11 protein-coding genes are annotated in these 12,228 nt (G+C 75.2%); 5 read left to right on the top strand and 6 right to left on the bottom strand.

The window, feature by feature from the left end:
• Positions 1-2 precede the first annotated feature (2 nt).
• From ABEA53_RS05670 to nagB, 3 genes are all read left to right on the top strand, one after another.
• Positions 3-890, top strand: a complete 888-nt coding sequence (locus tag ABEA53_RS05670) for a carbohydrate ABC transporter permease (protein ID WP_345480051.1) — start codon at positions 3-5, stop codon at positions 888-890.
• Positions 891-1,005: 115 nt separating this feature from the next.
• Positions 1,006-2,481, top strand: a complete 1,476-nt coding sequence (locus ABEA53_RS05665; protein ID WP_345480050.1) for a glycoside hydrolase family 3 N-terminal domain-containing protein — start codon at positions 1,006-1,008, stop codon at positions 2,479-2,481.
• Positions 2,469-3,257: a glucosamine-6-phosphate deaminase gene (gene nagB, locus ABEA53_RS05660; RefSeq protein ID WP_345480049.1), complete on the top strand. Its 789-nt coding sequence runs from the start codon at positions 2,469-2,471 to the stop codon at positions 3,255-3,257. Before ABEA53_RS05665 ends, nagB begins: the two co-directional genes overlap by 13 nt.
• Positions 3,258-3,326: 69 nt before the next feature.
• Here the strand turns inward: nagB and nagA are convergent, their stop codons facing one another.
• From nagA to ABEA53_RS05630, 6 genes are all read right to left on the bottom strand, one after another.
• Positions 3,327-4,469: an N-acetylglucosamine-6-phosphate deacetylase gene (gene nagA, locus ABEA53_RS05655; protein ID WP_345480048.1), complete on the bottom strand. Its 1,143-nt coding sequence runs from the start codon at positions 4,467-4,469 to the stop codon at positions 3,327-3,329.
• Positions 4,470-4,498: 29 nt separating this feature from the next.
• Positions 4,499-5,632, bottom strand: a complete 1,134-nt coding sequence (locus ABEA53_RS05650) for a glycoside hydrolase family 43 protein (protein ID WP_345480047.1) — start codon at positions 5,630-5,632, stop codon at positions 4,499-4,501.
• Between the two features lie 257 nt (positions 5,633-5,889).
• Positions 5,890-8,334 (bottom strand): aminopeptidase N, encoded by a 2,445-nt coding sequence (gene pepN, locus ABEA53_RS05645; protein ID WP_345480046.1) that lies wholly within the window; start codon positions 8,332-8,334, stop codon positions 5,890-5,892.
• Between the two features lie 139 nt (positions 8,335-8,473).
• Positions 8,474-8,944, bottom strand: a complete 471-nt coding sequence (locus tag ABEA53_RS05640) for a GNAT family N-acetyltransferase (protein WP_345480045.1) — start codon at positions 8,942-8,944, stop codon at positions 8,474-8,476.
• Between the two features lie 72 nt (positions 8,945-9,016).
• A complete protein-coding gene (locus tag ABEA53_RS05635; protein WP_345480044.1) occupies positions 9,017-9,760 on the bottom strand; it encodes a hypothetical protein in 744 nt (247 codons plus the stop codon).
• Between the two features lie 54 nt (positions 9,761-9,814).
• Complete coding sequence (locus tag ABEA53_RS05630) at positions 9,815-10,255, bottom strand: winged helix-turn-helix transcriptional regulator (RefSeq protein ID WP_345480043.1); 441 nt, start codon at positions 10,253-10,255, stop codon at positions 9,815-9,817.
• An 81-nt stretch (positions 10,256-10,336) separates the two neighbouring features.
• Between ABEA53_RS05630 and ABEA53_RS05625 the strand changes: the two genes are divergently transcribed.
• Together ABEA53_RS05625 and ABEA53_RS05620 are read left to right on the top strand one after the other, a co-directional pair.
• The gene (locus ABEA53_RS05625; protein WP_345480042.1) at positions 10,337-11,539 is read left to right on the top strand and encodes an MFS transporter; all 1,203 of its coding nucleotides are present in this window, start codon (positions 10,337-10,339) and stop codon (positions 11,537-11,539) included.
• Positions 11,536-12,222, top strand: a complete 687-nt coding sequence (locus ABEA53_RS05620) for an SDR family oxidoreductase (protein ID WP_345480041.1) — start codon at positions 11,536-11,538, stop codon at positions 12,220-12,222. Before ABEA53_RS05625 ends, ABEA53_RS05620 begins: the two co-directional genes overlap by 4 nt.
• Positions 12,223-12,228: the final 6 nt, after the last annotated feature.

Below are 12,228 nucleotides of genomic sequence, written 5' to 3'. Positions count from 1 at the left end.
CCATGGCCACCGAAGTCGTCGGATCCGCGGTGCTCGCCCGGCCGCGCCGCAGGAGCGTGCCGACCGGCGAGCGGGTCACCGGGGGCGTGTCGCAGGCGGTGCTGATCGTCTGCGCGGTCGTCGTGGTGCTGCCGTTCCTCTGGACGATCATGTCGTCGTTCAAGACCACGAACCAGGTCCTCAACTCGCCGTTCTCGCTGCCCGACCGGCTGCACTTCGAGAACTACGCGAACGCCTGGACGCAGGCCGGCATCGGCTCGTTCTTCGCCAACACGCTGATCGTCGTCGGTGGCGCGCTCGTGATGACGATGGTGATGGGCTCGATGTGCGCCTACTACCTGGCGCGCTTCCGGTTCTTCGGCAACCGCGTGATCTACCTGCTGATGGTCGCGGGCCTCACGTTCCCGATCTTCCTCGCGATCGTGCCGCTGTTCTTCATACTGAAGTCGCTCGGGCTGCTCGGCACCCTGCCGGGGCTCGCGATCACCTACTCGGCGTTCGCGCTGCCGTTCACCGTGTTCTTCATGGTGCCGTTCTTCAAGGCGCTGCCCGCCTCCGTCACCGAGGCGGCCGCGATCGACGGCGCGGGGGAGTGGCGCACGTTCTTCTCGATCATGGTGCCGATGGCGAAGCCCGCCATCGCGACGCTGTCGATCCTGAACTTCGTCGGGCTCTGGAACCAGTTCCTGCTGCCCGTCGCGCTGAACCCGGACCAGCGGAAGTACGTGCTCACGCAGGGCATGGCCGCGTTCGCGGGCACCGCTGGGTACTCGATCGACTTCGGCGCGCTGTTCGCCGCCGTCGTGATGACGATCGTGCCCGTGCTCATCGTCTACCTGGTGTTCCAGCGGGCGCTGTCGGGCTCCGTCGTCATCGGCGCCGACAAGTGAGCGCGGGTCCTCGCGGATCCGCACTTCGTGCGCGGATCCGCAGTTCCTGCCCGACACGCCGGGCAGGGAGCCGCTCGGACCGGCGTGTCGCGGCAGAACTGCGGATCCGCGAGGCATGAACGCGGAGGAGGCGCGGAGGGCCGCCGCCGGCGTGCTGCTGCCCGGGTTCGGGGGGACGGCGCTGCCGGAGGCGCTCGCCGCGCACCTGCGCGCCGGGCTCGCGGGCGTGGTGCTGTTCGGCGCGAACGTCCGCGACCCGCAGCAGGTGCGGGCGCTGACCGACGCGATCCGCGCCGCGCGGCCGGAGGCGGTCGTCGCGATCGACGAGGAGGGCGGCGACGTCACCCGCCTCCACCAGCGCGAGGGGTCGCCGGAGCCGGGTAACGCGGTGCTGGGCCGGCTCGACGACGAGGCGCTGACCGCGGCGTCGGCGCACGCGATCGGGCTCGAGCTGATCGCCGCGGGCTGCACGCTCGACCTCGCGCCGACCGCGGACGCGAACGTGAACCCGGACAACCCGGTGATCGGGGCGCGCAGCTTCGGCGCCGACGCGGCCCTCGTCGCCCGGCACACGGCCGCGGCGGTGCACGGGCTGCAGGCGGCGGGCGTGGCCGCGTGCGCGAAGCACTTCCCGGGGCACGGCGACACCGCGGTCGACTCGCACCTCGGGCTGCCCGTGATCGACCTGGACCTCGAGGCGCTGCGGCAGCGCGAGCTGCTGCCCTTCGTCGCCGCGATCGAGGCCGGCGTCGCGGTCGTGATGACCTCGCACATCGTGCTGCCGCGCCTCGATCCCGACCAGCCGGCGACCATGAGCCGCCGCATCCTCACCGGCCTGCTGCGGGAGGAGCTCGGCTTCGGCGGGGTCGTCGTGTCCGACGCGCTCGACATGGCGGGCGCGAGCGGGGAGATCGGGATCCCGGCGGCCGCGGTGCGGTCGCTCGCCGCCGGAGCGGACCTGCTGTGCCTCGGCACCGACAGCGAGCCGTACCTCGACGACGTGCTCGACGCCGTCGTCGCCGCGGTGGCCGCGGGCGAGCTGCCCGAGGCGCGCCTGCGGGAGGCGGCGGACCGCGTCCGCGGCCTCGCGGACCGCACCGGCACGGCCGAGGTCTTCCCGCGACCCGACGTGCGCATCGCCGACGCGTTCGACGTGCAGCCGGAGGCCGCCGCCGCGCTGCGCAGCACGGAGGGGTGGACCGTCGTCACGCTCGACGCCGAGCCGAACATCGCCGTCGGCGCCGGCTCCTGGGGTCCCGCCGCCGCTGCGGCCGCGGACCCCGCCGGGCCGGGCGCCTTCCGCTTCTCCAGCTGGCCCGCCGTCGCCCTGCCCGTCGACCGGGCCGCGCCCGTGCCGGCGATCGACGGGCCCGTGCTCGTGCTGGGCCGCGACGTGCACCGCCGGCCGCACGCCCGCGCCGCGGTCGACGCCCTCCGCAGCGGCGGCCGCACCGTCGTCGCCGTCGACATGGGGTGGCCCGCCGAGGACCGCCGCTACGCCGACGTCGCCACCTTCGGCGCCTCCCGCGCGGTCGGCGCCGCGCTGCTCGCCCTGCTCACCGGAACCGAGGAGCCCTCATGGAGATCGTGATCCTGCCCGACGGGGCCGCCGTCGGCGAGGCCGCCGCCGCCCGCATCGCGGCGGTCGTGCGGCAGAAGCCGGAGGCGGTGCTCGGGCTGTCGACCGGCTCCTCGCCGCTCGGCACCTACCGCGCCCTCGCGGAGCGGGTGCGCCGCGGCGAGGTCGACCTCTCGCGCGCCCGAGGCTTCGCGCTCGACGAGTACGTCGGGCTCGAGCCCGGGTCGCCGCAGAGCTACGCGGCCACCATCGCCCGCGACGCCGTCGAGCCGCTCGGGCTCGACCCCGCCCGGGTGCGCGTGCCGCCCGGCGACGCCGACGACCTCGAGGCCGCCTGCGCCGAGTACGAGCAGGCCATGCGCGAAGCCGGCGGCGTCGACGTGCAGCTGCTCGGCCTCGGCGCGAACGGGCACATCGGCTTCAACGAGCCGACCTCCTCCTTCGCCTCCCGCACCCGCATGAAGACGCTCGCACCGCGCACCCGCGAGGACAACGCGCGCTTCTTCGGCGACGACCTCGACGCGGTGCCGCTGCACTGCGTGACGCAGGGGCTCGGCACGATCCTCGAGGCGCGGCGGCTGCTGCTCGTCGCGCAGGGGGAGGCGAAGGCCGCGGCCGTGGCGGCGATGATCGAGGGCCCGCTGTCCGCCATGGTGCCCGGCTCCGCGCTGCAGCTGCACCCCGCGGCGACCGTGCTGCTCGACGAGGCCGCGGCCTCCCACCTCCTGCTCACCGACTACTACCGGTTCGTCGAGGAGCACCGGCCCGCCTGGCAGCGCGTGGTCTGATCCTGTCTGCCGCCTCGGGCACGGTTCCGATTCGGAACCGTGCCCGGAGCGGCAGCTGCCGGTCGAGGGTCAGCGGAGGCGGACGCCGTCCGCCCAGACGGCCTCGACCTCGAGGTCGTCGGTCAGCAGCACCGCGTCCGCCGGGGCGCCGACGTCGAGCGAGCCGAGCTCCGGGCGGCCGATCGCGTGCGCCGGCGTGGCGGTCGCGGCGAGCACCGCCTGCTCGAGCGGCACGCCGGCCGCGACCACGGTCCGCAGCGCCGCGTCGAGCGTCAGGGTGGACCCGGCGAGCGCGCCGCTCGCAAGCCGGGCGGCGCCGTCCTGCACCACGACGTCGAGGGGACCGAGGCGGTACTCGCCGTCGCCGAAGCCCGCGGCGGCCATGGCGTCGGTGATGAGCGCGACCCGGCCGGGCGCGAGGCGGAAGAGGCCCGCGACCAGGATCGGGTGCACGTGCAGGCCGTCGGCGATCAGCTCGACGGTGACGCCGGGCCGGGCGAGCGCCGCGCCGATCGGGCCCGGCGCGCGATGCGCGAGCACGGGCATCGCGTTGAAGGTGTGGGTGAGCAGGGAGGCGCCGGCGTCGAAGGCGGCGCCGGCGGTCTCGAGGTCCGCGACGGTGTGCCCGACGGCGATGCGGACGCCGGCGTCGACGAACGCGCGGATCGCCTCCGGCGCGCCCGGCAGCTCGGGCGCCATGGTCACCTGCACGAGCGTGCCGTCGGCGGCGGCGAGGAGTGCGGCGACCGCTTCCAGAGTGGGCGCCACCAGGGCGCCCGGGTCGTGCGCGCCGCGGTTGTCGGGGCTGAGGAACGGGCCCTCGAGGTGCACGCCGAGCACGAGCGGATCCTCGCGGGCGAGCGGCGCGAGCCCGCGGAGCGCGTCGACGAGGCGGTCGACCGGGGCCGTGACGAGCGACAGCATGCTGCGGGTCGTGCCGTGGGCGCGGTGCGCCTCGAGCACGCGGGCCACGGACTCCGGCCCCTCCGAGACGTCGCCGCCGCCTCCACCGTGCACGTGGACGTCCACGAAGCCCGGCGTCAGCAGCCGCCCGCCGGCGTCGAGCACCTCGCCGTCGTGCGCGGGCGCCTCGCCGGAGCCGCGCGCCGCGACCCGGCCGGCGGCGAAGCGCACCCAGCCGTGCTCCACGGCACCGCCGGAGACGACGCGCGCCCCCGTGATCAGCAGGGCGTCCTGGTCCGTCGTCGGCACCTGGCCAGGCTACCGAGCCCGCCTCGCCGCTACCTCGTGCCGTCGAGGTCCTTGCGCTGCTTCCCGAGGCGCAGGCCGTCGCGGCGCAGCTCGATCTCCCAGAGCTTCGCGTGCGCGGTCTTCGACCCGCGGTGCGCGACGAGGAGCGACTTCGCGGGATGCCCCTTCGTCGGAAGCGTGCGGAACACCATCCCGTGCCCGGTGTCGTGGCGCAGCAGCGGCTGCCGCTGCGTCCACGGCCCGTGCAGCTTGCCCGACGACGACACGGCGGACGTCACGACGTAGTGCCCGGTGACGGTGCCGTTCGTGTTGTTGATCGTCTTCTCGTACGTCGACCAGAGCATCGCGAGTGCACCGCCCGGCAGGTGGATCAGCTGGGGGCCGTCGGTCACGTACGGGAGGATCTGGTTCGCGGACGGCGACGGCATCTCCTGCGAGATCCACGTCGCGTCGGAGCCCTTGAAGAGGTGGATCGGCTTGCCGTCGGCGCCGGACAGGTCCTTCTTCATCGGGATCGCCTCCATGGTCCCGTCGATCTTCTGCACCCACTCGTGGGCGTAGACCATCCACGGGCGGCCCTTGCCGTCCTCGTAGAGCGTGCCGTCCAACGTCATGAACGTCGCCGGCGCGACCGGCTTTGCCTTGTCGATCACCGAGAACGGGCCGAGCAGCGAGTCCGCGACGGCGACGACGGTGCCGCGCGCGTGCTGCGGGATCTGCACGGGGATGCCGGAGGCGTTCGGGCGCGGCACCGGCAACGGCTTCTTCGGGTTGTGCAGCGTGACGAAGAGGTACCAGCGGCCCTTTAAGCGGTGCACCTCGGGCGCCCAGCCGCCGTTCCAGCCCCACAGGTCCGTGCCGGGCGTGAACACGACGACCGGGTCCGACCAGCGCTTCAGGTCGGTGCTGCGGTAGACCATCGTGCCCGCGCCCTTGACCCCGGTCCGAGCCGGGTCGTTGGCGACGTAGAGCCAGTAGTGGCCCGACGGCTTGTCCGCGACGACGTAGGGGTCGCGCAGCACCAGGTCGGTGAGCCGGTGCGGGTAGGCGGTGGGCGGCGCGGGCACGGCGGCGTCGCTCGCGGTCGCGGAGGCGGCGGTGATCCCGGCGGCGAGCGCCGTCGTCCCGGCGCCGAGCAGCACGCTGCGTCTCGAGAGGGTCATGGCGGCTCCTCGGTCGGGGAGCGGCACGCGCTCCGGCGGCACCCCTCGAACGAGGCGCACGCGGGAGCGACGGTATGCAGGCGCCCGGCCGGCTCGGAGGAGGCGACCGGGCGCGTCGGGATCCGGGCGCTCCTGGAACTCACTGCGCTGACGGGGCCTACCGCTGCTGATCGCCGGGTGCGCACCGGCGGAGCAGCAGCGGAGAGCCCCGTCAGCGACGAGGGCGACGCCCGGAAGCGCCCGGATCCCGCAGCGGGTCAGCCGGCCGAGCGGGCCCGCAGCATGCGACCGCCGACGTCCGTGCCGAGCAGCAGGGCGGTGCGGGCCGTCCTGTTCACGCCCGGTGCGTCCGCCGCCGCCTCCGCCCGCTCGAGGAACCCGCGGTCGACCACCGCGTAGGGGAACATGCCGCGGACCAGGCCGAGCTGCCCGAGCATGCCCGCGCTGCCGAAGGAGGCGAGCGCCGACAGGTAGCGGTCGGGGTACTCGGCGAGCACCTCGACCTGCAGGGGGCGCCAGAACCGCTGGCTCACCCGCTGCCGGGCGGTGCCGGCGGGCACCGTGCGGTCGACCATCAGGGCCTGCCAGACCTCCGCCTTCGCTTCGGCGTCGTCCTGTGAGGCGCGCACGGACAGGGCGCTCGCGAAGGCGTCCGGGTCCGGGTCGCGGGCCTGGAGCGCCTCGACCGCGGCCGGGTCGACGTCGCCGAGCTCCGCCCGCCGCGCGAGCACGCGCCACGCGAGGTCGACGTCCTCGTCCGCCGCGTCGCGGAGCAGCGCGAACTGCGCCGGCTGGGTGGCGGTCGCCGCGAGCGTGCGCAGCGCGGGCTGCCGGTGCGGCCCGGACCGCGCGAGCCGGGCGGCGGCCGCCGCGAGGCGGCCGGTCAGGTCGGGCACTCGGGACAGCGGCGTCCACGACTCGGCGGCCTGCAGGCCGAGCGCGAGCAGCCCCTCCACGACGGCCGGGCTGGTCTCGACGGCGACGAGCGCGGTGATCGTGTCGACCACCTCGTCGGCGGTCAGCTCGCCCTTGGCGAGCATGTCCCACGCGGTCGCCACCACGAGCGTCCGCGACAGCGGATCGGGCAGCTCGCCCACCCGGGTGCGCAGGGTCGCGAGCGCGGACGCGTCGCCGCGGACGGCCGCGTAGGTGAAGTCGCCGGCGTTCACGAGGTGGACCGTGCCGCCGGGCAGCTCGACCGGGGTCGCCGCGCCGGCCACCTCCACCTCCACCTCGCCGCGCGGGACGAGGCCGTCGGCGGTGGGGTCGTACCCGGCGATGCGGAGGCGGTGCGGGCGGGGGGAGCCGCCGTCGGGAGCGGTCGCGTGCAGCACCGACCCGTCGAGCGTCAGGGTGTCCGTGCCCGCCCGGTCGAGCCAGTCGGCGGTCCACCGCGTCAGGTCGCGCCCCGAGGCCGCGGCGAACGCCGACATCAGGTCGTCGAGCACCGTGTTGCCCCAGGCGTGCGCGGCGAAGTAGGCGCGGAGGCCTGCCACGAACGCGTCCTCGCCGACGTAGGCGGCGAGCTGGTGCAGCACCGACTCGCCCTTGTCGTAGGTGATCGCGTCGAAGTTCGCCATGGCCTGCTCGACGTCCGGCACGTCGCCGCGGATGGGGTGCGTGGCCGGGCTCATGTCCTGGCGGTAGCCGACGATCTTCGCGTCGAGCAGCTCGGTCGCCCACGAGTCGGTGAACTCGGTGGCGCCCGCGAGCGCCCATGCGGCGGCCCATGATGCGAACGCCTCGTTCAGCCAGAGGTCGTCCCACCAGCGCATCGTGACGAGGTCGCCGAACCACATGTGCGCCATCTCGTGCAGCACGACGTTGGCGCGCACGGCCCGCTCGCGGTAGCTCGGGGCGCTGCGGTGCAGGAAGTCGTCGGTGTGGGTGACGCTGCCCCAGTTCTCCATCGCGCCGCCCATGTCGGGCACGAACGCCTGGTCGTAGCGCTGCTGCGGGAAGGGGAAGGCGAAGCGCTCGCCGAACCAGGCGAGGCCGCGCGCGGTCAGGTCGAACAGCTCGTCGGCGTCGCGCTCGAGCACGGCGGCCAGGGACCGGCGGCTGTAGAGGCCGAGGTCGTACCCGTCGACGGTGCGGCGCAGCTGGTGGAAGGGGCCGGCGTTCACGACGGTGACGTAGGTGGACAGCGGGGGAGTCGGCGCGAAGCGCCAGCGGCGGGCCGCGTCGTCCGCCTCCGTGATCGTCTCGGGCGCGCCGTTGCTCGTGACGGTCCACGACTCCGGCGCGAGCACGGTGAAGCGGTGCACCGCCTTGAGGTCGGGCTGGTCGAAGCACGCCCACAGGCGGCGGGCCTCGTCGGGCTCGAAGGTCATCCAGATGTAGACGAGGCCGTCCGTGGCGTCGACGGTGCGGAGGATGCCCTGGCCGTCGCCCGTGTCGGACTGCGCGGCGGCGACCACGAGCACGTTGCGCTCGCGCAGGTCGGGGAGCGGGAGGCGGCCGTCGGCCACCGTGCCGAGGTCGAGCGCGACGCCGTTCAGCGTCGCTGACGAGACGTCCGCGACGACGTCGACGAAGGAGGCGGCGCCGGGTCGGCTGCAGGTGAAGGTGCTCGTCGAGACGGTGCGGAGCGTGTCGCCCTCGAGCAGGCCCGTCAGGTCGACGTCGATCTCGTACTGCTCGACGGCGAGCAGCGCGGCGCGCTCGGCCGCCTCCTCGCGGGTCAGGCTGGCGATGGGCATGCGGACTCCTCGGGCGCTGCGACGCGCGCCGGGATGCGCCGTCGCGGCGTCAGGCTAGCCCGCGCGCCCGACGGGCGGCCGGGCGGTGGCGTCCGGCCGCTCGATGCGCATGCAGCGCTCCCGTCCCCGCATCGAGCGGCTACTCGCGGGGTGGCAGGGCCTTGCCGAGGTGCACCGACCGGGACTCGGTCGCGTAGAAGCCGAACGGCGCGACATCGTCGTAGCCGCGGGCGCGGTAGAAGCGCACCGCTGCGACCTGCGGCTCGCCCGTCGTGAGCGCCACGTGCTCGGCGCCCGCCGCTCGCGCCTCCTCCTCGAGCCTCGTCAGCAGCGCGGCGGCGTACCCCTGCCGCCGGGCCTCGGCGCGCACGTACATCCGGCGGATCTTCACCTGCGTGCTCGAACCCGGCAGGAACGACCAGCCGCCCATCGCGACCGGCACCTCACCGTCGTAGCCGAGGAGGAAGCCGCCGTGCGGCGGCAGGAACTCCTCCGGCGCGATCGGGTCCTCGTCGGCGCCGCCGTAGACCTCGACGTAGTACGCCTGCACCTCCTCGGTCAGCACGAGCGAGTCGGGATCGTCGAGTCGGGCGGGCCGCAGGTCGAGCACCGCAGCAGGGTAGGAGGGGGCGGCTCCGGGGCGCCTCCGGAGCGGTCGAGCCGGCCCGCCGGACGCCTTCCCCTAATCCGTGAACACGACGGCCGCGCCCCAGCGCACGCCGTCGGGCGCGGTCACGTGCAGCTCCACGGGCCGGTCGCCGCTGCCGTACCGGTAGGTGTGCACGGTGATCTGGCCGCCCTGCTGGAACCCGCCGCGCTCCTCCTGCTGCACGTACTGCTGCTCGCCGGACGGGTCCACCTCCCGGCGCAGCGTCGTCCAGTCGACCTGCGCCGAGCCGGCCGTGACGAGCAGCACCGTCGCCCGGCCCCGCACGGTCTCGGGCGGCACGGGCGACAGCCGCACCGTGCCCTCGCCGATGCCACGCCGCTCGAGCGTCTCCACGCGGGTCGGGTCCCCGAGGCTCAGCGCGCGGTGCGTCACGAGGAACGCCGCGATGCCGCCGAAGTTGCCGAGCGTCAGGTTCTCCTGCACGGTGCGGCGGTCCTCGTCCGACATCGGGACCGGCGTCGGCGGCGGCGCGCTCGGCTGCCCGTCCGCGGCGAGCCGCGCCGCGGTGATCCCGCCGACCAGCAGAGCGACGACCACGGCTCCGCCGGCGATCGCCGCACCGACCCGCCGCCGCCGCGCCGGAGGAGGCGCCGCCGGGACGGCCGGGTCCTCGGGAGGCTCGGGCTCGCGCGGCGCCGGCTGCGCCGGCCCCGCTTTCGCGACGCGTCCGGCCGCCTCGTACCGCGCCCGGTCCGCCTCCGAGGCGCCGGGCGCGTAGAGGCGCCGCCGCAGCGCCTCCGGGTCCTCCCGCACCATCCGCTCAGTCTGGCCCGCGAGCGGTGCGGATCGGCGCAGGCGGCCGAGACCGGGTCAGCGCCGGCGGATCACGACCTCCTCGCGGTCGAGCACGCGGCCGTCCGCGTCGACGAAGGCGACCCGCACGGGCCGGCCGTCCGCGTCGTGGTACTGCACGCCCGCTTCGCGCTCCGAGCGCAGGTGGTCGCGGCCCCAGTCGCCGAGCGCGCCGAGCACGACCTGGAACTCGCGGCCCGCCTCCGTGAGCCGGTACTCCGTGCGGGTGCGGCTGCCCTCCTCCTGGTAGGCGACGCGCTCGAGCACGCCGTGCGCGACGAGGGACTGCAGCCGGTCGGTGAGCACGTCGCTGGCGATGCCGAGCCGCTGCCGGAACTCCGAGAACCGCGAGGTGCCGAAGGCGGCCTCCCGCAGCACCAGCAGCGACCAGCGGTCGCCGAGCGCGGTGATGGTGCGGGCGATGGCGCACGTCCCGCCGGTCGGATCCGTCAAGGGCATACCCCGATCGTACTCCTGAGTCCGGATGTCCTACCCAGGTGCTACGTTGGCCGCACCAACCCAGCTTCGGATGGAGACCGCGTGCGCACCGCTTCCCGACGGACCGCCTTCGCGACCGCCGCGCTCACCGCGGCGCTCGCGCTGTGGACGAGCGGCGCCCCGTCCGTCGTCTACCCGAGCTACGGGAGGGCGTGGTCGGTGCCGCCCGCGCTGACGACCGTCGTGTTCGGCGTCTACCCGCTGACGCTGCTCGTCGTGCTCGGGCTGTTCGGCGCGATCAGCGATCGCATCGGGCGGCGGGCGGCGATCGTGCTCGGCCTCGGGCTGATGGCGGTCGGCACGGTCGCGTTCGCGCTCGCGCCCTCGGTCGCCGTGCTGCTGGTCGGCAGGGTGCTCACGGGTGCGGGCGTCGGCTTCGCGCTCAGCCCCGCGACGGCCGCGCTCGCCGAGTACGCGGCGCCGGGTCGCGGCCACCTCGCCGGAGCGGTCGCGACCGCTTCCACCGCGGGCGGGCTCACCGTCGCGCTCGTCGTCGGCGGCGTCCTGCTGACCTTCGTCGGCGATCCGCTGCACGCCTCCTACTGGCCGCTGCTCGCCGCGATACTCCTGACCCTCCTGCTCGCGCTCCGCCTGCCGGCGACCGTGCGCGGCACCGGGAGCGTCGTGCGGGTGCTGCGCGTGCCCCGGTCGATGCGCGGGGTGGTGGCGCAGGGCGCCCTCGGCGTCGCGGCCGCCTACGGCACCGGAGGCGTGATCCTCGCGCTCGGCGCGGACGTCGCGGTCGACCTGCTCGGCACGAGCGCGCCGCTCGTCATCGGGCTGGTGCTCGCGCTGTCCGCCGTGACGATCGGCGTCACCGCGCTGCTCGCCCGCCGCGTCCGCGCCTCCCGCAGCGCCCCGGCCGGCGCGGTCGCGATGGTCGCCGGGCTCGGCGTGCTCGTGCTCGCCGCCGGCACGGGCTCGCTCGCGGTCTTCCTCGCATCGATCGTGGTCACCGGCGTCGGCTACAGCCTGCTGTTCTCCGCCGGTGTCGGCGTGGCCGCGGAGCTCGCGCCCGCCGAGCACCGCGCGGCGACCGTCTCCGCCGTCTACTTCGCCGGCTACGCCGTGCAGGCCGTCGCGGCCATCGGCCTCGGGCAGCTCGCGACCGCGCAGGGCCTGTTCCCCGCGATCGCGCTCGGCGCCGTCGTGCTCTCGCTGCTGGCGCTCGTCGCCGGCGGCGCCCCGTTCGTCCGCGCGCACCGCGCGGCCCGCTCGACCGTCTCCGAAGGGACCCCCGCATGACTGCACTGCGCGACGCCGTCGTCCTCGTCACCGGCGCGAACGGAGGGCTCGGCAGCGAGTTCGTCGGGCAGGCGCTCGACCGCGGCGCCGCGAAGGTCTACGCGACCGCCCGCACGCCGAAGGACTGGGGCGACGACCGCGTCGTGCCGATCGCGCTCGACGTCACCGACCCCGCCTCCGTCGCCGCAGCGGCGGCGCGGACGGCCGACACGACGGTGCTGATCAACAACGCGGGCATCGCCCTCGTCGTCCCCGCGCTGCTCGAGACGAGCGCCGACGACCTCCGGCGGCTGCTCGAGACGAACATCGTCGGCCTGCTCGAGGTCACCCGAGCGCTCGCACCCGCCGTGCGCCGCGCGCAGGGCGCGATCGTGAACGTCGCGTCGGTCGCGAGCTGGCGCGCCCGCGGGGTGCTCGCCGCCTACGGTGCGACCAAGGCGGCCGTCTGGTCCCTCACCGACTCGCTGCGCCACGAGCTGCGGCCGGACGGCGTGCAGGTGCTCGGCCTCTACCTCGCGTTCACGGACACCCCGATGACGGCCGGCATGGACGTGCCGAAGGGCAGCCCGGTCGACGTGGTCCGCCAGGCGTACGACGGCCTCGAGCAGGGCGCCGCGGAGGTGCTCGCGGACGCCTACACGCGCCAGGTGCGCGGGCGGCTCAGCGAGCTCGTCACCGCCTGAGCGCCG

This window comes from Amnibacterium soli, from assembly GCF_039544415.1.
In the GTDB taxonomy this organism is placed as follows: domain Bacteria; phylum Actinomycetota; class Actinomycetes; order Actinomycetales; family Microbacteriaceae; genus Amnibacterium; species Amnibacterium soli.
This window is presented reverse-complemented; position numbering and strand designations above follow the sequence as displayed.

Bases quoted from the DNA above. Each gene is read 5' to 3' on its own strand.
- ABEA53_RS05670 (WP_345480051.1), top strand. From the start codon at position 3: ATGGCCACCGAAGTCGTCGGATCCGCGGTGCTCGCCCGGCCGCGCCGC.
- ABEA53_RS05665 (WP_345480050.1), top strand. From the start codon at position 1,006: ATGAACGCGGAGGAGGCGCGGAGGGCCGCCGCCGGCGTGCTGCTGCCC.
- nagB (WP_345480049.1), top strand. From the start codon at position 2,469: ATGGAGATCGTGATCCTGCCCGACGGGGCCGCCGTCGGCGAGGCCGCC.
- ABEA53_RS05650 (WP_345480047.1), bottom strand. From the start codon at position 5,632: ATGACCCTCTCGAGACGCAGCGTGCTGCTCGGCGCCGGGACGACGGCG.
- pepN (WP_345480046.1), bottom strand. From the start codon at position 8,334: ATGCCCATCGCCAGCCTGACCCGCGAGGAGGCGGCCGAGCGCGCCGCG.
- ABEA53_RS05635 (WP_345480044.1), bottom strand. From the start codon at position 9,760: ATGGTGCGGGAGGACCCGGAGGCGCTGCGGCGGCGCCTCTACGCGCCC.
- ABEA53_RS05630 (WP_345480043.1), bottom strand. From the start codon at position 10,255: ATGCCCTTGACGGATCCGACCGGCGGGACGTGCGCCATCGCCCGCACC.
- ABEA53_RS05620 (WP_345480041.1), top strand. From the start codon at position 11,536: ATGACTGCACTGCGCGACGCCGTCGTCCTCGTCACCGGCGCGAACGGA.